Origin of the sequence: Neorhizobium petrolearium (assembly GCF_029854435.1) — a bacterium.
GTDB classification, from domain to species: domain Bacteria; phylum Pseudomonadota; class Alphaproteobacteria; order Rhizobiales; family Rhizobiaceae; genus Neorhizobium; species Neorhizobium petrolearium.
The window spans coordinates 4,740,001-4,760,366 of record NZ_CP123000.1 but is presented as its reverse complement, the minus strand read 5'-3'; the positions used below and the strand labels follow the sequence as shown (position 1 = coordinate 4,760,366).

The 20,366-nt window shown below is 61.3% G+C and carries 14 protein-coding genes and 1 riboswitch (1 of these 15 running past the window's edge); of the genes, 3 read left to right on the top strand and 11 right to left on the bottom strand.

Features of this window, described 5'->3' with window-relative positions; translation table 11 throughout:
• Window positions 1–235: 235 nt before the first annotated feature.
• Window positions 236–2,071 (top strand): alpha/beta hydrolase family protein, encoded by a 1,836-nt coding sequence (locus tag QEO92_RS23045; RefSeq protein ID WP_227704581.1) that lies wholly within the window; start codon window positions 236–238, stop codon window positions 2,069–2,071.
• Here QEO92_RS23045 and QEO92_RS23040 read toward each other — a convergent pair.
• Genes QEO92_RS23040 through QEO92_RS23020 form a run of 5 tightly spaced genes read right to left on the bottom strand, consistent with a single transcriptional unit; the run spans window position 2,039 to window position 7,845 of the window.
• The gene (locus tag QEO92_RS23040) at window positions 2,039–4,465 is read right to left on the bottom strand and encodes a glycoside hydrolase family 2 protein (RefSeq protein WP_227704580.1); all 2,427 of its coding nucleotides are present in this window, start codon (window positions 4,463–4,465) and stop codon (window positions 2,039–2,041) included. The two genes, QEO92_RS23045 and QEO92_RS23040, sit on opposite strands and share 33 nt — an antisense overlap.
• Complete coding sequence (locus QEO92_RS23035; RefSeq protein WP_227704579.1) at window positions 4,462–5,445, bottom strand: DUF1839 family protein; 984 nt, start codon at window positions 5,443–5,445, stop codon at window positions 4,462–4,464. Before QEO92_RS23035 ends, QEO92_RS23040 begins: the two co-directional genes overlap by 4 nt.
• Window positions 5,446–5,449: 4 nt before the next feature.
• The gene (locus QEO92_RS23030; RefSeq protein ID WP_227704578.1) at window positions 5,450–6,358 is read right to left on the bottom strand and encodes an amino acid--[acyl-carrier-protein] ligase; all 909 of its coding nucleotides are present in this window, start codon (window positions 6,356–6,358) and stop codon (window positions 5,450–5,452) included.
• A 54-nt stretch (window positions 6,359–6,412) separates the two neighbouring features.
• Window positions 6,413–7,594, bottom strand: a complete 1,182-nt coding sequence (locus QEO92_RS23025) for an acyl-CoA dehydrogenase family protein (RefSeq protein WP_227704577.1) — start codon at window positions 7,592–7,594, stop codon at window positions 6,413–6,415.
• Window positions 7,594–7,845 carry an acyl carrier protein gene (locus tag QEO92_RS23020; RefSeq protein WP_227704576.1) on the bottom strand — a complete coding sequence of 84 codons (252 nt, stop codon included), beginning with the start codon at window positions 7,843–7,845 and terminating at the stop codon, window positions 7,594–7,596. Before QEO92_RS23020 ends, QEO92_RS23025 begins: the two co-directional genes overlap by 1 nt.
• 180 nt (window positions 7,846–8,025) lie before the next feature.
• A riboswitch (TPP riboswitch) is annotated at window positions 8,026–8,157 on the top strand.
• Between the two features lie 94 nt (window positions 8,158–8,251).
• Here QEO92_RS23020 and thiC point away from each other — a divergent pair.
• On the top strand, window positions 8,252–10,063 hold the full coding sequence (gene thiC, locus QEO92_RS23015; RefSeq protein WP_227704575.1) for a phosphomethylpyrimidine synthase ThiC: 1,812 nt from the start codon (window positions 8,252–8,254) through the stop codon (window positions 10,061–10,063).
• A 798-nt stretch (window positions 10,064–10,861) separates the two neighbouring features.
• Here the strand turns inward: thiC and QEO92_RS23010 are convergent.
• Both QEO92_RS23010 and epmA read right to left on the bottom strand, forming a co-directional pair.
• Entirely contained in the window at window positions 10,862–11,908 is a 1,047-nt protein-coding gene (locus tag QEO92_RS23010) for a lysine-2,3-aminomutase-like protein (protein WP_227704574.1), read from the bottom strand.
• Entirely contained in the window at window positions 11,905–12,975 is a 1,071-nt protein-coding gene (gene epmA, locus QEO92_RS23005; RefSeq protein WP_227704573.1) for an EF-P lysine aminoacylase EpmA, read from the bottom strand. Before epmA ends, QEO92_RS23010 begins: the two co-directional genes overlap by 4 nt.
• Before the next feature lie 177 nt (window positions 12,976–13,152).
• Here epmA and efp point away from each other — a divergent pair, with 177 nt between their 5' ends.
• Window positions 13,153–13,722: an elongation factor P gene (efp, locus tag QEO92_RS23000; protein WP_037154339.1), complete on the top strand. Its 570-nt coding sequence runs from the start codon at window positions 13,153–13,155 to the stop codon at window positions 13,720–13,722.
• 86 nt (window positions 13,723–13,808) lie between these two features.
• Here efp and QEO92_RS22995 read toward each other — a convergent pair whose 3' ends face one another.
• The 4 genes from QEO92_RS22995 to QEO92_RS22980 all read right to left on the bottom strand — a co-directional run.
• Entirely contained in the window at window positions 13,809–15,251 is a 1,443-nt protein-coding gene (locus QEO92_RS22995; RefSeq protein WP_037146700.1) for an efflux transporter outer membrane subunit, read from the bottom strand.
• A gap of 130 nt (window positions 15,252–15,381) precedes the next feature.
• Entirely contained in the window at window positions 15,382–18,480 is a 3,099-nt protein-coding gene (locus QEO92_RS22990) for an efflux RND transporter permease subunit (RefSeq protein WP_227704572.1), read from the bottom strand.
• A 44-nt stretch (window positions 18,481–18,524) separates the two neighbouring features.
• Entirely contained in the window at window positions 18,525–19,724 is a 1,200-nt protein-coding gene (locus QEO92_RS22985) for an efflux RND transporter periplasmic adaptor subunit (protein ID WP_081952717.1), read from the bottom strand.
• A gap of 164 nt (window positions 19,725–19,888) precedes the next feature.
• Window positions 19,889–20,366 carry the 3' portion of a TetR family transcriptional regulator gene (locus tag QEO92_RS22980; protein ID WP_227704571.1) on the bottom strand. The gene runs 125 nt beyond the window's last position, so only the last 478 of its 603 coding nucleotides appear in the window; the start codon falls outside the window, past its right edge; its stop codon occupies window positions 19,889–19,891.

Genomic DNA, 20,366 nt, shown 5'->3' with positions numbered 1-20,366 from the left:
TGATCAAAATTCCATTCCCTTTGCGCCGTCCGAGCGCGTATTGTCGCCGCCTGAACGTATTCGGAGAGCTATTGACTGTGCTGAAGGCCACGTGAGCAAGCCGCGGACGCCTGCTCGACAGCCTCTTTTCGGCACATTCCGTCGGCAATCGATAAAATTGCAAGAAATTCCTTAAGGCTTCGCGAGGGAGGTTCAGCGTATTGCTGTCGGCAGTGATTCAATTACCGGCACGACCATGACGGACGCTCGACTGAAATCCCGACCTGTTCGGGAAGCATCAGGTCTCATTCCACGCCCAGCCTCCGAGCCGCTGACCTTCGGCGGCACGATCGGGCTTTTCGCGCCTGCTTGCGCCGGCACCAAGCCGTCCGGTCTCGCCGTGCTCTTCGCCAGCCCCTGGGGATTGGAGGAAATGTGCACGCGCAAGTTCTGGCGGATCATCTCCGAAAAGCTTGCCGATCGCGGTATCCCCAGCCTTCGCTTCGACTATCCCGGCACGGGTGACGCGCTGGATGGCGTGGATTTTAAGAATGGTCTTGGCGTCTGGTCCGACAGCCTCGTCGCGGCAGGCGCTCATCTGAAGGCCCTTTCCGGATGCGAGCGCATTGCCGTCGTTTCGCAAGGTCTCGGTGCAGTCGTCGCCGCGAAGGCCGCTGAAAAGATCGAAGGTCTCGAAGCCATTGCCTATCTTGCGCCGGTCGTGTCCGGTCGGTTGCATGTCCGCGAACTTGCCGTCTGGTCCAGGGTGGTGGACGAGAATCTGAGCCTTCCCGAGGAGCAGCGACAGAAGGCGAGCGTCTCGATTGCGTCGCTGACGATGCCGGCCGAGGTCGCCGAGGAGGTTCGCAAGGTCAATCTGATGACGGCTGACCGGGTGCCGGCCCTGCGGACACTGGTTGTCGGAAGGGCCGATCGGCCCGCGGATCACGACTTCGCGACACATCTTCGCGGGCTCGGCGCCGATGTGACGGAGCAGGTATTCCAAGGTTACGAGAGACTGGTCTCCAATCCGGCGATTTCTAAACTACCGCTGCAGGTTGCGGAGAACCTGGTCGACTGGATCGCCGCGCTTCCTGTCGAGCCGCATTCCGTCAGAGAAAGCCAGAGGATGGCAGTTGCGCCGCTTGCCGGCGACGGCTTTGCCGAAACGCCGGTCCGTTTCGGCTCCAACAATCGGCTATCCGGGGTTCTTTGCGAGCCGCTGCACGGGCGTTCGGGTGCCACGGTACTCTTTCTCACCTCGGCCTATGACCGGCATGTCGGCTGGGGGCGCACGACCGTTATGATGGCCCGGACGCTTGCCCGGTCCGGCATCGCGTCGCTGCGTTTCGACACCGCCGGTGCGGGCGACAGCCCGCCCGTGCCCGGACGGCCGGAGCAGGTGCTTTATCATTCAAGCCAGAATGCCGATGTATCGGAAGCGATCGATTTCCTCGAAGCCCTCAGGTTGACGCCGGTGGTGACATCCGGCCGCTGCAGCGGCGCCTATCTCGGTTTCCAGGCATCGCTTGTCGAGCCGCGTATCGCCGGCAATGTCTCGGTCAATCCGGCCGTCTTCCGCTGGCGTCCCGGCCGGTCGGTCGAGGATGCGATCATCAACGGTACGCGCAGCCTCGACGATTACGGCAAGCGCGCCCTCAGGATAGAGACGTTCAAGCGGATTTTGAAGGGCGAGGTCAATGTCCTCGCCGCAGTCCGCAACATCGTCAACGGTATCGGCAGCCGGATCAGGAACAAGCTCCTGCACGTTTTCCGCGCCGTTCTCCCCGAGGGGCGGGCGATCTATGGCGCTTTTCGTGCGCTTCACCAGCGTGGCATGCCGGTTTCACTGATCTACAGCGAGAACGATCTTGGCCTCGAACAATACCATTTCTATTTCGGTCGTGACGGGTCGGGTCTCTCGCGCTTCCCGAATGTATCGTCGACGATCATTCCTGACGCGGATCACAACCTGACGCCGGATCACGCGCGCGAGATTTATCTCGACACGTTGAGGAAGATGGCTTTTCGCTTTGCTCCGGCGGTCGATACCAACCACTCAGAAACGCGCGACGCGGTTGCTGCCGAGTGAGCGGACCGTGCCGCCCGGCCGCCCGGTGGCTCCGGGCAAGGCTTCAAGCTGCACCCGTTTCGGTGCGTTCGGCGCAAGATGGAACCAGTTGTCGCCGGGACGGCAGCCCAGCGCATCGATACTGACCGACTGTGCAAAACAATCCGTCGAAAGCTGCAGCCAGAAGGCACCGTCATCCTCCTCCAGCGATACTGAAATGCCGGCATCATGCAGCGCGTTCGCGCGTCCCAGCGGAAAATGAAAGGCCTCGGCGATCAATTCGCTTGTTTCGGCATGCTTGAGCCGGGCAACGGTCACATCATGGGAGGGCGGGCCGAAACGATAGGCATAATTGGCATCGGAGAAAGCGCCGAAGAGATCGACACATGCAAGGCTTTCGCTGCCGCGGGCGGGAAGTGTCAGTTCACGGCGGCCGGAAACCACCGGCATCTTGCCGTCGCGCAGGCAGGTGACTTCGAGCACGACCGGCAGGGTATACGCGGTTTCGTTCAACAGGTGCAGGTCCAGCCCGCTGGTGCCCTCGTCGGTGAACATGATCTGTACCGGCCGGAAGGCGCGCTTCAACGCATGCCAGGCGGGTTTCGGCTTGCCATCGGCGCCGACAACGCCCCAACCCGGTCCGCGCATGACATCCTGAAAGGTAAAGATGAGCGCGCCGTCGCAGGTGGAACCCGGCCGTCGCCATTCGGCAAAGGTCGCCTCCATCACTTCGCCCGTGACGGCGCGGGAGAGTGCCAGATAGCGATCGAAGTCATCGCACCGGAGCTTTTGCGGATCGACGCCGTAAAGCTCGCAAAGATAATGGTCGCGTACATCCTCGAAATCCCAGTCGGCGCCGGCATCGCGCGGGATGCCGGCCTTGCTGCCCTGGAGCGTTTCCGTGGCGGAAAGATTGGAGAAGGCGAGGCATTCGGCCGCGAAACGGACATTTGCCCGGCGCGCATCTTCCAGCGGGCGCTTGTAGGCACCGACGCCGTAATAATGCGCCACGCCCGCATTGGGAAAGAAGGGCAGTGCGCCGCCGGACGGAGAATTGGCGACATAGGGCAGGTCGGGTCTATGTTTGCCGGCGAGGCCCGCCAGGGTTTCCTCGCAAAGCAGGCCTTTCCAGATGCGTCCCGGCAGTCCCAGCATCGCACCCTGCTGATAGATTTCGCTGCCGCCGCAAAGCACGGCAAGCGAGGGCGATGCCTGTGTCGAGTAAAGGAACTGTTCCACTTCCTTTTTCACGTGAATCACAAAATCCGGATCGGCAGCCGGATAATCGAAATTGGCGAACATGAAGTCCTGCCAGACCATCAATCCCAATTCGTCGCAAAGCGCGAAGAAATCTGGGCTTTCGTAGGTGGCGATACCGGGAATGCGGATCATGTTCATGCCCGCGTCCTTGGCGAGCCTGAGCCAAGGCTCATAGCTTTCGCGGTCGCCCGGCAGTTTCACGATATCCGCAGACGTCCAGACCGCGCCGCGGCAGAAGATTTTCTCTCCATTGACGATCAGTGCGAAGTCGTTGCCGTCTTCGCCGCGATCGACGGAAACAGTCCGGAAACCGGTCCGGGCAAGCGGAAATCTCTCGCCGTCGATGCGCAGCACTATGTCATAGAGGTTCGGCTCGCCATGCGTGTGTGGCCACCAGGGCTTTATGCCGGGCAGGCGTAGTTCGGCGGAATATTTTCCTTCAGCGAACACGAAGGATGCTTCCCGGCCGTCGCAGACCAGGCGGAAATTATGCGCCAGGCCCTCGTAAGCAAAGCTGACTTTGAGAACGCCTTCGCCATCCCGGAGCCCAGCTGAGAAACCGAGGTCGGAAATCCGCGTCCTGCCCGGCCTGATCAATGAAACCGGCCGCCAGGGGCCGACCGCCTGCACGTCCGGGCACCAGCCGGGCATGAAGCCGAGCGCAGTGGTACGGATCAGGCGAAGGCCCTGGTTGTTCATCAGCCGCGGCCGCCAGCGGGCGCGGGGACCGCTCTTTTCCAGATGCGGTTTCAGCGCCCGAAAACAGATCGATAGCGTTTCGCAGCCCGCGAGGTTCGCCGGTACGTCATGGCTCTCGAACATGCTTTGGGAAGACAGGATCAGTCGGTCGTCGAGGAAAACCTCGGCGACCGTCGCAAGACCGGCGAAGCGCAAAATTACAGGCCCCGGTGTTTCTCCCGCCAGAGAGCGGCGATACCAGATATCCTTGTCGAACAGCGGCGCGGGGTTGTCGCGGTCGAAACGCCCGGTCGCCTCCAAGGCCGCGGCCGCTGTGCCCGGCACGATTGCCGGAATGTCGTCGAACATGAACGGAAGCTCGCCCGGCAGCGTATGAGCACCGGGCTCGGTCACAACCAGCGACCAGCCTTCGTCAAGAAGACTGGTTTCAGCACCGATCAGCGAAAGAGTGCTCACGCCGCCTCGCGGTTCTCGGTTGCCGTCAGCGCCAGATCAGCCATCAGCACGTCCCAAGCCTCGATAGCCGGGTCGAGCGCGGTTGCCAGCGGCGAGAATTTCTTCCGGGTCACCGCGCGGGCAAGCTGGAACTGGGTCGATTTCGCGACTTCCGCGATCTTCAGCGCCTGTTGCCGGGCTTCCGCAAAGGCCCGACCGTTCAGCCAGGCAAGATGGCTGGCCAGCAGCTCGAAATTCGCACCGACCTGCCTCAGGGTGTTGAAGGCGTATTTGTGGAAGAAGCCGAAATCCCGCTCCGCCACGCGCTCCACCTGCGCCGGGAAGACATCCGCGAAGGCGCGGATCGGGTTTTCATCCGGCCGGCGGGCGTAGTGATGGCGCAGCAGCTTCCACGCCGTTTCGCGGATATCCCGGATATCGGGGTAGGCCGCGGGAAACTTGGCAAATTCCGTGTAGGGTAGGAAGGGGAGTGCGTCAGTCCCGGCATCCATCTGGAACAGGCCTTCGAAATCCTCGCCGCCGAGCGTGAAGAAGCCGCCATTGTGGAAATAGTCGAGCTCGCGCTTTTCGAGATCGAGCCGGTTGATCGCCACGGTCGTCTTGCCGTGTTCCTGGCGGTAGGTCACGCCGCGCGTGTCCGGCAGGTAATAGCTGTCGAGTTCCATCAGCGAGAGCCGACCTCTGGCAATCTGCTCCGCCACATGCCGTTCCGGCCGGTCGAAGATCGCCAGCTCGGTTACCCGTATGCCGTAGAGCGTTTCAAGGTCCTCCAGCGGCACCTTGAAGAAGGTGAACTGGTCGCTCTCGAAATCCTGGGTCAAAGTGAAGCCCAGCATGGCTTCCGGCGGAAGCTTCTGCGCCGAAAGCACCTCGATCCAGAGATCGACATAGCAATTGGTTTCCGGCCACACGCGTTCCGCCGAGTGGAGCACATGCGGCATGTAGCTGGCCGGATCGAGGCCGAGGAAGACCGATGTCATGGCATCAGCCCCACAGGACGGCGCGAACGCTTTCCGGCCACGCCTTCACGTCGAGGCCGTGGGTGTGGAAGAGCGCGAGCGCGATGCGCTCCAGGCCGAAGCCGACGCAGGCGGTGTGCGCCGTCGAGCCGTCTTCCAGGTAGAGGCCCCATTTCGTGCCGAACGCGTCCTGATGGTAGTTGAAGCTCATGCAGGCGGTCGGTTTGGCGGTCGAGGTGATCGGGATCAGCAGTTCGAACTTCAGGTTCTGATCGCGCTGGTTGTTTGCCAGCATCTTGCCGGCGCGGCCGAAGAACGGGTCGTTGGCGATGTCGATCGCAACGTCGAGGCCGACCGACTTCATCATCTCGACGCCGCGGTCCATCCAGCGCTGGCGGAAGTCCGTCACATGCTGTTCGGTCCCCATGCAGACATATTCGCGCATGCGGAAAAGCTGCTGGCGGGCCGGATCCTTGGAAGGTTCATGGCGGAAGCAATAGCTCTGCAGGTCGTAGAGGCCGCCGGATTTCGGCAGCTTGCCGCGGCGTGCGACCGTCGGGTAGAGCGGGTAGCAGGCGGCCGGCGTCAGTACGATATCGGTCGCCTCCTGGCCTTTGGTCCAGTCTTCGCCCACTTCCATGCATTTCAGGAGGCTCATGTGGTCGAGCTCGCTGCCGCAGAAGGAATGCACCGTGCCGGCAAGCTGCGGAAAGCTCTTCATATAGCCGCTGGTTTCGAAGAATTCGCGGTTCATGCCCGGCGGAAAGCGCATGGCCTCGGCGCCATCGGCGCCGCCCACGCTGTCGATCAGTCGCTCGAAAGCGGCGATGACGTCCTCGAACTGGCCGCTTCGGCCGTAAAGACCGTCGACGCCGGTCTCGATCAGAAGGCCTGCATCGAACAGGCGGTCGAGAAAGGAAACTTGCATGTCCATTGGCTTCACCTCAATCAATTCATTTGAAGGGCAATTCATTTGACGAAGTGGGCGTCAGCCGAGAAGGCTGGTGTCCGGTTTCTGCACGAGCAACATGGTCGACGTGTTGCCGAGGATGCGGTCGTTGGAGATCATCAACTGGGCGGAATGGGCATCGCGCAGGTGCCTGCCGAGGCTGTAGGGCGTGCCGTTCTTGTAGCCCATGATGCCGCAGATGATCATCGCCTGGTTGATGATCGTCAGGATCGTCTCGGAGGAGGCGAGCTTGACGTTGTTCATGGCGATCGAGAACGCCATGGAGGAAAGCTGGTCCGGATCCGCCCGGGCATCCTCGTAGGCCCTGAGGCCCGAGAGGATGTTGGCCTTCAGGAGCTGCAGCAGGTTCGAGGCCTCGGCCAGCCGCAACGCGCCGGGCGGCTGCGAGCCGCCCGCCTTGCGGGCGGCGGCGCGCACGAAGGCCTGGGCGCGAAGCACCGCATCGGCGGCGATACCGTACCAGACGGCGCTCCACAGCAGGTGGGAGCTTGCGAGCATGGACTGTGCGGCGATTTCGGCGAAAGTCTTCGGGAAGACCTGTGCCGCGGGCGCCTCGCCCTTGAAGATGAAACCATCCGAGCAGGTGCCGCGCATGCCGAGCGTATCCCAGTCGACGGTCTTTTCGAGCGTATACTGGCTCTTCCTGAAGACGGTCATCACCTGGTCGCCCGGAGCCGCGTCCGCACGGGCGCGGGAGGTGACCATGATCGCGTCGGCGTGCTCCCCGTAGGAAATCACCGTCGCATCCTTTTCGAGCCGGCAGGTGTCGCCGTCGATCTCGATGGCGCAGATGGAATTGCGCAGGTTCCCGCCGATGCCGGCCTCCGTCGTCGCCGAGGCGACGAGAAGCTGGCGAGCGCAAAGCTCGCGCATGAAATCCCTGTGCCATTCGCTCTCGGCACCGTGCTCGACAAGGCTCGAAACCTTGATCTGGTGCATGGCGAAGACCATGGCGCTCGCGGCACAGGCCTGTCCCAGAATGGAGCAGATCTCCGCGAGCTCCTGCGTCGTTGCACTCTCGCCGCCGAAGGCTGCGGGGATCTGGATGCCGAGCAGGCCTTCGGCCTTCATGGCATCGACGGCTTCCTTCGGGAAGCGGCCTTCGCGGTCGACGGAATCGGCGAAATCGGCGGCCACCCTCGCCACGCGATGGGCGCGTGCGCCGAGGCTCATATCGGTTGCGACAGCGGCAAGGCTCATCACGCGGCCTCTTTGGCTTTCAGGATGTGGGATACCGTCTGCTCGATCACCGAGATGCTGGCAAAGGACTTGCGGTTCAACAGGTTGTCCGGAAACTCGATGTCGAAGGCCTCTTCGAGGCCCAGCATGAGCTGCACGGATGCAAAGGAAGAAAGGCCCGCCGCATAAAGATCGGCGCCATCTTCCAGCTCGGTCATGGCGACCGGCAGATTGCCCAGTTTCGCCAGCAGTTCGCGAATGGTCTCGTTCATCTCGACGTCTCCCGATAATTGGAACTCAAGCGTTCATCGCTGGCGGGATGTTTAGGCCGGAAAGCATAAGATTCCGGTAAGAAACATGCTGAAAATCGGGCTGCGGGATTCGCTAAAATCCAATCGATCGGCATCTGTCCGAACTGGCTTGACAGGAGGGCTGCTCCGGTTTCTGATGTCCGGATTCACCAGGGGGGTCCCGGCAAGGGGCTGAGATACTGCTGGGCAATACGGCTTTGCCGATTGTGGCGCAGTGACCCGTTGAACCTGATCCAGTTCATACTGGCGTAGGGACGGTGCGGACGCTCACGGCTCAATGGCGGGATTCCCGCTCCGGCTCAAGGCGTTCTTCCATCATTCCAACACCGGACTGGGTCTCCAAACGTCAAACCTTGGAGCCTCAACCATGAATATCGCGACCACCAAGCTTACCCCGGTCGTCACCACCGGCCCGCTTCCCGCCTCGAAGAAGGTCCTGAAGCCCGGAGTCCTTCATCCCGACATCCGCGTGCCGATGCGCGAGATCGCGCTGCACCCGACCTCCGGCGAACCGCCGGTGACGGTCTATGACTCATCTGGTCCCTATACGGCCGAACCCGCGACGATCAGCATTGAATCCGGCCTGCCGCGTCTTCGCGAAAGCTGGATCAAGGCCCGCGGCGACGTGGAGACCTATGAGGGACGCATCGTCAAGCCGGAGGACAACGGCTTTGTCACCGGCGATCGCCTGACGCCGGAATTCCCGGTCCGCAATGCTCCGTTGAAGGCGAAAGCAGGCCTGGCCGTCACCCAGCTCGCCTATGCGCGGGCCGGGATCATAACACCGGAAATGGAGTTCATCGCCATCCGCGAAAATCTCGGACGGCAGGCTGCGAAAGAAGCACTTGCCCGCGATGGCGAAAGTTTTGGTGCGCACGTGCCAGACTTTGTGACACCGGAATTCGTGCGCCAGGAAGTCGCCGCAGGCCGGGCGATCATCCCCGCCAATATCAACCACCCGGAGACCGAACCGATGATCATCGGCCGGAACTTCCTGGTGAAGATCAACGCCAATATCGGCAATTCAGCCGTCACCTCGTCGATGGCGGAAGAGGTCGAAAAAATGGTCTGGGCGATCCGCTGGGGCGCCGACACGGTGATGGACCTCTCGACCGGCCGCAACATCCACAATATCCGCGAATGGATCATCCGCAATTCACCGGTCCCGATCGGCACCGTGCCGCTCTACCAGGCGCTCGAAAAGGTGAACGGCATTGCCGAGGATCTCACCTGGGAAGTTTTCCGCGACACGCTGATCGAGCAGGCCGAGCAGGGCGTCGACTATTTCACGATCCATGCCGGCGTCCGGCTTGCCTACATTCCGCTCACCGTCGACCGCGTCACCGGCATCGTCTCGCGCGGCGGTTCGATCATGGCCAAGTGGTGTCTGCATCACCACAAGGAGAGCTTTCTCTACGAGCACTTTGAAGAGATCTGCGACATCTGCCGCGCCTATGACGTCTCCTTCTCGCTCGGCGACGGGCTGCGCCCCGGCTCGATCGCCGACGCCAACGATGCGGCGCAGTTCGCGGAGCTGGAAACGCTCGGCGAATTGACGCAGATCGCCTGGGCGAAGGACTGCCAGGTGATGATTGAAGGCCCCGGCCATGTGCCGATGCACAAGATCAAGGAAAACATGGACAAGCAGCTGAAGGTCTGCGGCGAAGCGCCGTTCTATACGCTTGGCCCACTGACGACCGATATCGCGCCGGGCTATGACCACATCACGTCCGGCATTGGTGCGGCGATGATCGGCTGGTTCGGCACGGCCATGCTCTGCTACGTCACGCCGAAGGAACATCTCGGCCTGCCGGACCGCGACGACGTCAAGGTCGGCGTCGTCACCTACAAGATCGCCGCGCATGCGGCCGATCTTGCCAAAGGGCATCCCGCCGCTCGCATCCGCGACGATGCGCTGTCGCGCGCCCGGTTCGAGTTCCGCTGGGAGGACCAGTTCAACCTGTCGCTCGATCCGGAAACGGCGCGCAATTTCCATGACGAGACGCTGCCGAAGGAGGCACACAAGGTGGCGCATTTCTGCTCCATGTGCGGTCCGAAATTCTGCTCCATGCGGATTTCGCACGACATCCGTGCCGAAGCGCAGAAGGAGGGGCTGGAGGCGATGGCCGCGAAATACCGCGACGGCGGCGACCTCTACATGCCGGTCGGAAAGGATTGATGCATCAAAGCCTCCGCCGATCTTCCGGCGGAGGTATTCCTCATTGCTGTGCTTGACCTGAGGATTCAAGCACATGCCCGCTCCCCTCTTGGCCTCATTTAGCGTTTGCTGGGCAGCAGGCCGTCGATCTAACCGAAGCGGGCTTGTTTGAGGAAGCCGGTGCGTCGATCCGATCTCCCCACTTGAGGGGAGGGCTATCGCATATGGGAATCGAGCATGCTGCCCGCTTCATCATTCCACGGAAGCCATAGCATGTTTATTATATGCAATTCCCCTGCACTTGAGGGGGAGATGCCCGGTAGGGCAGAGGGGGGTGTGGTGAGGCAAATCAAGGCCTTGACCGAAGCCGGCAGAAAAAATCACTCCCTTTCGTCCTCGCCCTCTTGCGTCATGCCTAGAATTGTCCCGCTTCCGTCGCCGGAGTGTTTCGCGAGACGTTCGCGGGCAGGCGGGAGCCGGCGCTTCCATCGGAACCGTAACGTGCGGGAAAGGTGGAAGAGGTGAAAGCCGTGGAGCGCATGTCGAAAGGCGGTTGCTCCTATCAAGCCTCCCCCTGGCCGCCGGGTCAGGTTCGGTTGAGCCGTGCAAGTGGTGAGCCTGTCCCGAAAAGACGGGCGTGAACGAGACCACGCAGCGAGGCGAGATGATCACCTGTAGGGGCCGGAAGCCCCGAGAGAACGCCGAAGGCCACGCGAATGCGGAGCCACTTTATACAATTCCAATGAGGTTCCGCATTCGTGTGGGCTCTCCGAGATCTCAGGACACGGGCAGAATCGGTCGCGTGAAGGATGAGCCGTGTCATTTCGGAGGATAGATATGCTCCTCGCCGCGGAAATCGCTGACGGAGTAGCAGCCGCCTCGCCGGCGGATCGCGCTTTCGCCGATTGCCGCCTTGCCGTGGCCGCCCGGAATGTCGAGCACATAGGTCGGCTGGCAGAGGCCGGAGATTTTCCCACGTAAGGCCGAGACGATTTTCTGGCCTTCCTCAATGTCCAGCCGAAAATGGCCCGTGCCCGGCGCCAGATCGGGATGATGCAGGTAATAAGGTTTGACCCGCGCTTCGACGAAGGCTTTCATCAACTCGCCCAGGACCGCCGGATCGTCGTTGACGCCGCGCAGAAGCACCGTCTGGCTTACCATCGGGAAACCTGCATCGACCAGCCGCGCGCAGGCGGCGCGGGCGGTCTGCGTCATCTCGCGCGGATGATTGGCATGCAGCGCCACATAGACCACCTTGCCGCTGTCCTTCAGCGCTTCGATCAGTTCCCCGTCCACGCGGTCCGGTTCGACAACCGGTACGCGGGTGTGGAAGCGCACGATCTTCACATGCGCAATGTCCGCAAGCCCCCGCATGATGGCGACAAGCCGGCGCGGCGAAAGCACCAGCGGGTCGCCGCCGGTGAGGATCACTTCCCAGATTTCCGGATGCTCGCGGATATAGGTGAGCGCGGCGGCCAACTCTTTCGGCGAAAGCGTGCCGTCGCCCTCGGGACCGACCATTTCACGGCGGAAGCAGAAGCGGCAATAGACCGGGCAGATATGCACCGCCTTCAGGAGCACACGGTCCGGGTAGCGATGCACGATACCCTTGACGGGGCTGTGCGCGTGATCACCGATCGGGTCGGCGCGTTCGTCCGGCGTCGCGAGCAATTCGTCGGGATCGGGGACGAACTGCCGGGCAATCGGATCGTTCGGATCACCCCTGTCGATCAGCGATACAACGGTTGGCGTCAGCGCGATCGCGTAGCGGTCCGCAACGGCGCGGAGGCCGTCGAGCTTTCCGGGCTCGACCAGGCCGGCGGCCAGCAGCTCTTCCGGCGTTTTCAATGAGCGGGCTGCCGTCACGAAAAGACCTCCGCGACCGGCGCCCACATCACCTGTTCGACGCGGGAGGCACCCGTCGCCAGCATGGCGAGCCGGTCGAAGCCGAGGGCCGCGCCGCTTGCATCCGGCATGGCCGCAAGTGCTGCGAGAAAATCCTCGTCGATCGGATAGCGCTCGCCATAGATGCGGGACTTCTCGGCCATCTCGTGCTCGAAGCGGCGGCGCTGTTCGCCGGCATCGGTCAGTTCGCCGAAGGCATTGGCAAGCTCGACACCGCAGGCATAGAGTTCGAAACGTTCCGCCACGCGCGGATCACGGGCGGAGGGGCGGGCGAGGGCCGCTTCCGAAACCGGATATTCGCAAAGGATTGTCGCCCGGCTCTGTCCCAGATGCGGTTCGATCTTCTCCACCAGCACCCTGCTGAAGAGATCGGCCCAGGTGTCGTCTTCGGCAAAGCGAATTCCGGTCCGCTTCAAGCCAGCCGCCAGCAGATCGCGGTCGGTTTCGCCATTTGCGGCGACGGAGGCGAGGAGGTCTATGCCCGCATATCGTTCGAACGCCTCCGCGAGCGACAGGCGCTCTGGCTCGGCAAAGGGATCGACCTCCATGCCCCGGAAGATGAAACGATCCGTCCCGGTGGTCTCCGCGGCAAGCGCCAGCATGTCGGCGCAGTCGGCCATGAGCTGTTCATAGCTCTCGCCGGCGCGATACCATTCCAGCATGGTGAATTCCGGGTGATGCAAGGCCCCACGCTCGCGGTTACGGTAGACATGCGCAAAGGTGAAGATCCGCTTCTCGCCGGCCGCCAACAGCTTCTTGCAAGCGAATTCGGGCGAGGTGTGCAGGTAGATCGATGCCCGTGCGCCGTCGATCGCGATTGCCTCCGTGGCAAAAGCATGCAGATGTGTCTCGTTGCCTGGCGAGATCTGCAGCGTGGCCGTATCGACTTCGACGAAATCCCGTTCGCCGAAAAATCCGCGCAGCGCCGCCTGGATCGCATTGCGTCCCATCAGGAAGGGCCGGCGGTCCGCGTGGTTTGCCTGCGTCCACCAGGGCGAGCGGGATACGGCGGGTCTGGATGAGCTCATTTACGGCTTTCTTCGCCGGTTCTTCCCGGCAAGGCTTCCACTTTGCGCGGTTTTGGAGTAGTTCCGGCCGGAAAACAGATACTCGATCACGAGGGCCGTCTTGCGGGCTGGTTACCGCCCGGTCCTCTACGATGCATTTTCGGCAGTTACAAGCCAGTACGCACCATAAGGAATATCATGGTCAAGGTCATCGCCTCCTCCGTCCGCAAGGGCAACGTCCTCGAAGTCGACGGCAAGCTCTATGTCGTTCTCACCGCCCAGAACTTCCATCCCGGCAAGGGCACGCCCGTCACCCAGGTCGACATGCGCCGCATCGTCGACGGCGTGAAGGTGTCGGAGCGCTGGCGGACCACCGAGCAGGTCGAGCGCGCCTTCGTGGAAGACGTGAACTTCCAGTATCTCTACGAAGACGGCGAAGGCTTCCACTTCATGAACCCGGAGAGCTACGACCAGGTCGTGGTCGATGCGGAGACGATGGGCGATCAGAAAGCCTATCTTCAGGAAGGCATGACCTGCATCCTTTCCATGCATGAAGGTGTGGCGCTGGCTCTGCAGCTGCCGCGCCACGTCACGCTCGAGATTGTTGAAACCGAGCCGGTCGTGAAGGGGCAGACGGCCTCGTCGTCCTATAAGCCGGCCATTCTTTCCAACGGCGTCCGTACCATGGTCCCGCCGCATATCGATGCCGGCACCCGCGTGGTCATCGCGACGGAAGACAATTCCTACGTCGAACGCGCCAAGAGCTGATCGTCCCCGGCCCGTCGGCCCATGATAAAAACCTCCGGAGCGGCTGCTCCGGAGGTTTTTTGTTGTCATCAGTATATCAGCGGAATCTATTTCTTCACGACAACAGAGGCGACCTTGGCATCCGTCTTGCCGAAGGCGTAGCCGCCGCCGATCGCGACGTTGAGGGTGACATAGTCCTGTGCGACCTGCTGCACGGCCTGGGCAAGGCTCGCCTGCGCGGTCGAGACCTCGCGCTGCGCGTCGAGCACGTCGAGCAGCGAGGATGCGCCGTCACGATAGCTTGCAGTCGCGAGCTGCAACGCTTCCTGATAGGACTTCACCGTCGCCTGGTAGGCTTCGACCGTGCGGCGGTCGCGAGCCACGGCGGCAAGCGCGTTCTCGACCTCTTCGACTGCATCGAGAACGGTCTGCTTCCAGGCAAGATAGGATTCTCGTGCCGACGATTCGGCAATCTTCACATTGCCCCTCAGGCGGCCGCCGTCAAAGATCGGCAGGCTGAGCTGCGGACCGAAGGACCAGCCGAGAACGCCGCTCTCACCGGCAGAGATTCTGGTGTAGGACGGCGTGATCGAACCGCCGAGCGTGATGGACGGATAAAGCTGCGCTTCGGCCACGCCGATCTCGGCAACGGCCGAGGCGAGTTGCCGTTCTGCAGCGCGAATGTCCGGGCGGTTGCGGATAAGATCAGCGGGGATGCCTGCTCTTGCATTGAAGCGGGCGACCGGCTGGCGGGCACCTTTTTGAAGTTCAGCAACGAGGGAGGATGCCGGCAATCCAAGCAACGTGGCGATGCGATGGGTGGCGCGGCGGAACTGGGTCTCGAGGCCCGGAATTTCCGCGATCGTTGAATTGACGAGACCTTCCGACTGGACGACGTCGAGTCTGGAGGCCGCCCCAGCTTCGAGCTGAAGCTTGGTGAGGTTCAATGTTTCCCGCCGCGAATCGAGGTTCTGCCGAGCGATCGCGAGGCGCTCCTGATAATAGCGGACGTCGATATAGGCAGACGCGACCTGTGACAGAAGCGTCAGCCTCGCCACGTCTGCGCTGGCATAGGCAGCGTCAAGACTTGCGAGCGCCGATTCCTTGGAGCGGCGATAAAGGCCGAAAAGATCGAGGAACCAGGACGCAGTCAAATCGCCGCTGGCCGTCGTCTGAGGACCGGACGACGACGGGCTCAGCGGCCCTCCAATGTCCTCACTGCCGCTTCGGCTTGCAGAGGCTCCAAGGTCCAGGGCAGGCAGCCCGCCGGCACCTGCAACGATGACATTGGCCTGTGCGGCATTGATTCGTTCCAGAGCCTGGAGAACGTCGAGGTTCTGCCCAAGGCCCGTCTGGATATAGCCATTCAGGCGGCTGTCATTGAAGGCGGTCCACCAGGCAACCTGCGACACGTCACCGTTGCTGGCAGCGCCGGCCTCGCCGAACTTTCCCGGCAGGGAGATTTCCGGCGGCGTGTGATCGGGACCGACGACGCAACCCGAAAGCAGAAGCGCGGTGATAAGAGGAGCAACAACTCGAGTGGATAGCATTTTTCTGTCCCAGTGCCCTAAACGCTTGGAAGTCAGACATTCATGCCGCTTCCGATTGCTCCGTCAGGAGCGATTCGATTGTTCCTGACGGTATTAGAAGACCAAATCCGTTAACGACATAATCCTTATGCTACGCTTTTTCACGGTTTGATAACCGTCTAACGACAACAAAGAAGGAGGGAACGAAGAAAATTCCGAGGAGTGTTGCAGAAAGCATACCACCCAGCACTCCGACGCCGATCGCGTTCTGCGCCGCGGAGCCGGCTCCCGTGGCTATGGCGAGCGGAACAACACCCAGAATGAAAGCAAGCGACGTCATGATGATCGGCCTCAGACGCAGGCGAGCCGCTTCGAGTGTCGCTTCCACAAGGCCCATGCCCCCCTGCTGTCGATCCTTGGCAAATTCGACGATCAGAATCGCATTCTTCGCCGCCAGACCGATGGTCGTCAGAAGGCCGACCTTGAAGTAAACGTCGTTCGACTGCCCGAGAAAGTGCGCCGCGGTCAGTGCCCCGAGCACGCCGATGGGAACCGCGAGGATAACCGAGAAGGGGATCGACCAGCTTTCGTAGAGCGCTGCGAGGCACAGAAAGACGATCAGGACCGACAGCGCGTAAAGCATCGGCGCCTGCGAGCCAGAAAGCCGCTCCTGATAGGAAATTCCCTGCCATGCTACCGAATAGCCGCCCCCCATCTCGGATACCAGGCGTTCCACTTCGTTCATGGCGTCGCCCGAGCTCACACCTGGTGCGGCCGACCCCTCCATGGAGAAACCCGTGACGGCGTTGAAGGCAGAAATGGAAGGCAGGCCGTTGATCCAGGTTGCTTCCGTGAAGGAGGAAAACGGAACCATCTCGTTGTCGGAATTGCGGGCATCCCAGTATTTCAGATCCTCCGCCTGCATGCGGTAAGGCGCATCCGCCTGCACATAGACCTTCTTGATCTTGTTGTTCAGCGTGAAGTCGTTCACCCGGCTGCCGGCGAAAATGGTCGTCAGCATGGAATTGACGTCGGAAATCGAAACTCCCATGGCGCTCAGCTTCTCCTGGTCCAGCAACAGCTTTACCTGGCTTTCCTGATCGCGGTCGTTGCTGCGCATGGCGGTGATCTTGTTGCCGCTGTTGGCGGCCTGCACGAGTTGTTTGGACGCCGTCACGAGGGCTTGCGAGCCGTGATTGCCGCTATCGACCAGATACATGGAGAAACCGCTGGAGTTGCCCATGCCCTGAATTGCCGGAGGAAGCAGCGGGAAGACCTGGGCTTCGCGGATCGTGAAGAAATAGCCCATGGCGCGCTGAACGATGGCGCCTGCAGCGAGCTTCGGGTCCTGACGTTCGTCGAAATCCCGAAGGCTCGCAAAAACAAGGGCGTTGTTCTGCCCGGAGCCCGTGAAGCTGAAGCCGTTTACCGCGAAGACGTCCTGGACGCCTTCCTTTTCCTGGTCGAGATAATAGTTTTCGACCTTCTCGATCACCTCGGCTGTCTGGGCACTGGTTGCGCCATTCGGAAGCTGGATGATTGTCATCAACACGCCCTGGTCTTCCTGCGGGAGGAAAGAGGAGGGAAGTCGCGTGAAGAACCAGGCACATCCCCCGATCACGATGGCGAACATGATCATCACGCGCAGCGGACGCTTCAGGAGGTAACCCACGGAGCCCACATAGCCATGCGTGGTCCGGTCGAAACCCCGGTTGAACCAGGCGCCGATCCCTCGCCCCTTCTTATCGTGGTCGATCGGTTTCAGCATCGTCGCGCAGAGGGCGGGCGTGAGCACAATGGCGACCACAGCCGACAGGAGCATCGCCGACACGATCGTCACGGAGAACTGCCGGTAGATGATGCCGGTGGAACCGCCGAAAAATGCCATGGGAATGAAGACGGCGGTCAGCACGAGCGCAATGCCTATGATCGCGCCGGTGATTTCCCCCATCGATTTCTCGGTGGCTTCAAGTGGCCCGAGGCCTTCCTGCGCCATGATTCGTTCGACGTTTTCCACCACCACGATGGCGTCGTCCACCAGAAGACCGATGGCAAGGACCATGGCAAACATGGTCAAGGTATTGATCGAGTATCCCGTCAACGCCAGAATGCCGAAGGTTCCCAGCAAGACGACCGGTACAGCGATCATCGGAATGAAGGTTGCCCGGAGATTCTGCAGAAATACCAGTAGGACCACGAAGACGAGCACAATGGCCTCGATCAGCGTGTGGACCACCTTTTCAATGGACAGCGATACGAAAGGCGTGGTGTCGTAGGGATAGATGATCTTCACGCTTTGCGGGAGGGCCGGTGCGATCTCGGCGAGCTTGGCCTTGACGCGGTCCGCCGTATCAAGCGCATTCGCGCCCGTTGCCAGGTTGACTGCGAAACCCGAAGCGGGCTGGCGATTGGAGCGGGAACTGGAGGAATAGCTCTCCTGGCCGATCTCGACGCGCGCCACATCGCTGAGGCGCACGTTGGCGCCACTGGTGTCGACCTTGAGGATGATTCGTTCGAATTCCGGCACGGTGGTCAGCTGGCTCTGGGCCGTCATGGTGACGTTGATCTGCTGGCCTTCGACGGACGGCAGGCCGCCTACCGACCCTACCGAGACCTGAGTGTTCTGGATCTGGATGGCCGATGTGACGTCTGCGGGTGTCAGCTGGAATTTTCTGAGCTTGAACGGGTCGAGCCAGATTCGCATCGAATAGGCCGAACCAAAGGAGTTGATGCTGCCGACGCCTTCCAGGCGTTTCACCTGATCTTCGATCTGGGTCGAGAAGATGTCGCCCAAATCGGCGGAAGATCGCTTGCCATCGGTGGAAACGAGTGCACCGACGAGCAGAATACTGGATGTCGATTTGGTGACCTCGATACCCAGATCCTGGACGATGGACGGCAGTTGCGACGTCACGAGTTGCAGCTTGTTCTGGACCTGCACCTGGGCAATGTCGGCATCGACACTGTTGTCGAAGGTCAGCGAGATGCTGGCCTGCCCGGTTGTGGAGGAGGAGGTCATATAGGTGAGGCCATCCAGGCCAGTCATGCCGTCCTCGATGATCTGCGTCACCGTTTTCTTAACCGTGTCGGCACTGGCGCCCGTATAGGAAGCGGAGATGCGCACGGTTGGCGGGGCGATTTCCGGATATTGTGAAATCGACAAGGTATTGATGGCGAGAACGCCGCCGAGCATGATGACGATGGAGATGACCCATGCGAAGATCGGCCGCCGAATGAAAAAAAGGGACATGATCTAGTTCCTGATCCCGATGTTGCCGAACAAGCCGCGAGACATCACGACTTCGGCGTCGGGGCATCGCCGACGACCGGTTTCTCTATGACGAAGCCCTTGGAATCAATCTCCGCAGGAACGGGATTGACGGTGGCGTTATCGGTGATCCACTGGAGGCCATCAACGATGAGTTTGTCTCCGTCGCTCACGCCGTCGGTGACCAGCCAGTTGTTGCCGGAAAGCTGGCTGCTGCGGAAAGTGCGCGTTTCGACCTTGTTGTCGGCGGTCACGAACTGCGCCGTGAGTTCGCCATTGGCGTTCCGGCTGGCCGCGCGCTGGGGAATGAGATAACCCGTTTCCCTGCCAACGGTGATGGTGGCGCGCACAAACATGCCCGGCAGGATGAGATTGTCGGGATTGTCGAACAGGGTGCGGATGGAAACGGTGCCGGTGGTCGTGCTGACCGCCATTTCGGACATATCGAGCTTGCCGATGTGGGGATAATCGGAGCCGTCCTCCAAGGTGAGGCGGATTTGGGTTATCTCGTCATTTTCCTTGCGGTCAAGGTTTCCGGCAGCGATGGTCGTCCTCAGACGCCGCAGATTCACGCTTGATTCGTTCAGCTCTATATAGATCGGGTTGATCTGGCGCAGGGTCATCAAAGCATCGGTCTGGCTTGCTGTGACGACGTTGCCGACCGAGAATCGGGTGGCCGAGGTGACCCCGTCGAAAGGCGCACGGACTTCGGTCAGGCCGAGATTGATCTGAGCTGTCTGCAGAGCCGCGCGAGCCTCTGAAACAGAGGCCCTGGCTTGAAGCAGTGTCGTGCGAGCGTCCTCATATTCCTTTTGCGAGGCGCCGCTATTGGCCAGCCGCTCGTAGCGTTGAAGATTGGCCTCGGCCGCCGGCACGCTCACCTCCGAACGCTCCAATGCGGCCTGGGCCTCGGCTGCCGAGGCGAGATAGGTGTCGTCCTCGATCTTGTAGAGAAGATCGCCGGCTTTCACGAAGCTGCCCTCCTTCACCGCAATCTGCTTGATCACCCCGCCGACGCGCGGCCGGATGTCGGCCGACTGGAAGGCTGCCGCACGGCCGGAAAGAACCGTCGTGAGCGGCTGTTCGGATTTCTGCAGGGTCACGACGCTGACCGGCTGCGGCGGCCGTTGCGGAGCTCCGCCTGCGGATTGCTGTTGGCCAGAATCGCTGCAAGCCGCAAGAGCTGCAGAAAACAGCAGTGGTAGAATCAGTTTGCGTCCGATCATGGCGTCATCCAAGGCAAGGCGTTTGGGTAATCGCCACGGCAGACGATATGTGCCGGGGCGAAGGACGGAGAAGGTACCCCGTCTTGAGTGGTCAGAACAGTGGTGGTCGAAAGAAGAATTCGGCCAACGGTCTGCGGTGGGGAAGTGACGTAAGTTAAAAATCGTCACTTTACAAGCGGATTTTGCAACGCAGCATTCACAAGTCCAGTGAGGCCGTCACATCGGTCATAAAGTTCGGCCTTGTCGGACTTGGCCAGAAGAACAGGATGGAGCACGCTCGCAAAAGCGGCTGCGACATGCCGACTTATCGCGTGCGGGTCGGTACATTTGTACGCACCGCTCGCTACGCCCTGGCGGATGAGATCGGTAAAGAGGGACTCGATCAGTTCCTTGTAATGCTGCCCGCTCGGCAGATCGGCTTCGGACATCAGAAAGATCATCTCGAAGAGGAAAGGGTTTTCGCGGATGTCCTGAAGATGTGCCTCCATCAGCTTGCGCACGACGATCGCAAGCCGCTCGGGCGCCGGAGCGGGTTCGTCAAGCGTCCCGAATCGCCCGATCATGCGGCTGATATGCCGGTCACAGATGGCATCCGCCAGCGCTGCCTTCGAGTGAAAATGCTTGAAGATATTGGCCGGCGAC

Excerpts from the sequence above, each read along its gene's own strand:
- QEO92_RS23045 (WP_227704581.1), top strand. The coding sequence starts at position 236 with ATGACGGACGCTCGACTGAAATCCCGACCTGTTCGGGAAGCATCAGGT.
- QEO92_RS23035 (WP_227704579.1), bottom strand. The coding sequence starts at position 5,445 with ATGACATCGGTCTTCCTCGGCCTCGATCCGGCCAGCTACATGCCGCAT.
- QEO92_RS23030 (WP_227704578.1), bottom strand. The coding sequence starts at position 6,358 with ATGGACATGCAAGTTTCCTTTCTCGACCGCCTGTTCGATGCAGGCCTT.
- QEO92_RS23025 (WP_227704577.1), bottom strand. The coding sequence starts at position 7,594 with ATGAGCCTTGCCGCTGTCGCAACCGATATGAGCCTCGGCGCACGCGCC.
- QEO92_RS23020 (WP_227704576.1), bottom strand. The coding sequence starts at position 7,845 with ATGAACGAGACCATTCGCGAACTGCTGGCGAAACTGGGCAATCTGCCG.
- thiC (WP_227704575.1), top strand. The coding sequence starts at position 8,252 with ATGAATATCGCGACCACCAAGCTTACCCCGGTCGTCACCACCGGCCCG.
- epmA (WP_227704573.1), bottom strand. The coding sequence starts at position 12,975 with ATGAGCTCATCCAGACCCGCCGTATCCCGCTCGCCCTGGTGGACGCAG.
- efp (WP_037154339.1), top strand. The coding sequence starts at position 13,153 with ATGGTCAAGGTCATCGCCTCCTCCGTCCGCAAGGGCAACGTCCTCGAA.
- QEO92_RS22995 (WP_037146700.1), bottom strand. The coding sequence starts at position 15,251 with ATGCTATCCACTCGAGTTGTTGCTCCTCTTATCACCGCGCTTCTGCTT.
- QEO92_RS22990 (WP_227704572.1), bottom strand. The coding sequence starts at position 18,480 with ATGTCCCTTTTTTTCATTCGGCGGCCGATCTTCGCATGGGTCATCTCC.
- QEO92_RS22985 (WP_081952717.1), bottom strand. The coding sequence starts at position 19,724 with ATGATCGGACGCAAACTGATTCTACCACTGCTGTTTTCTGCAGCTCTT.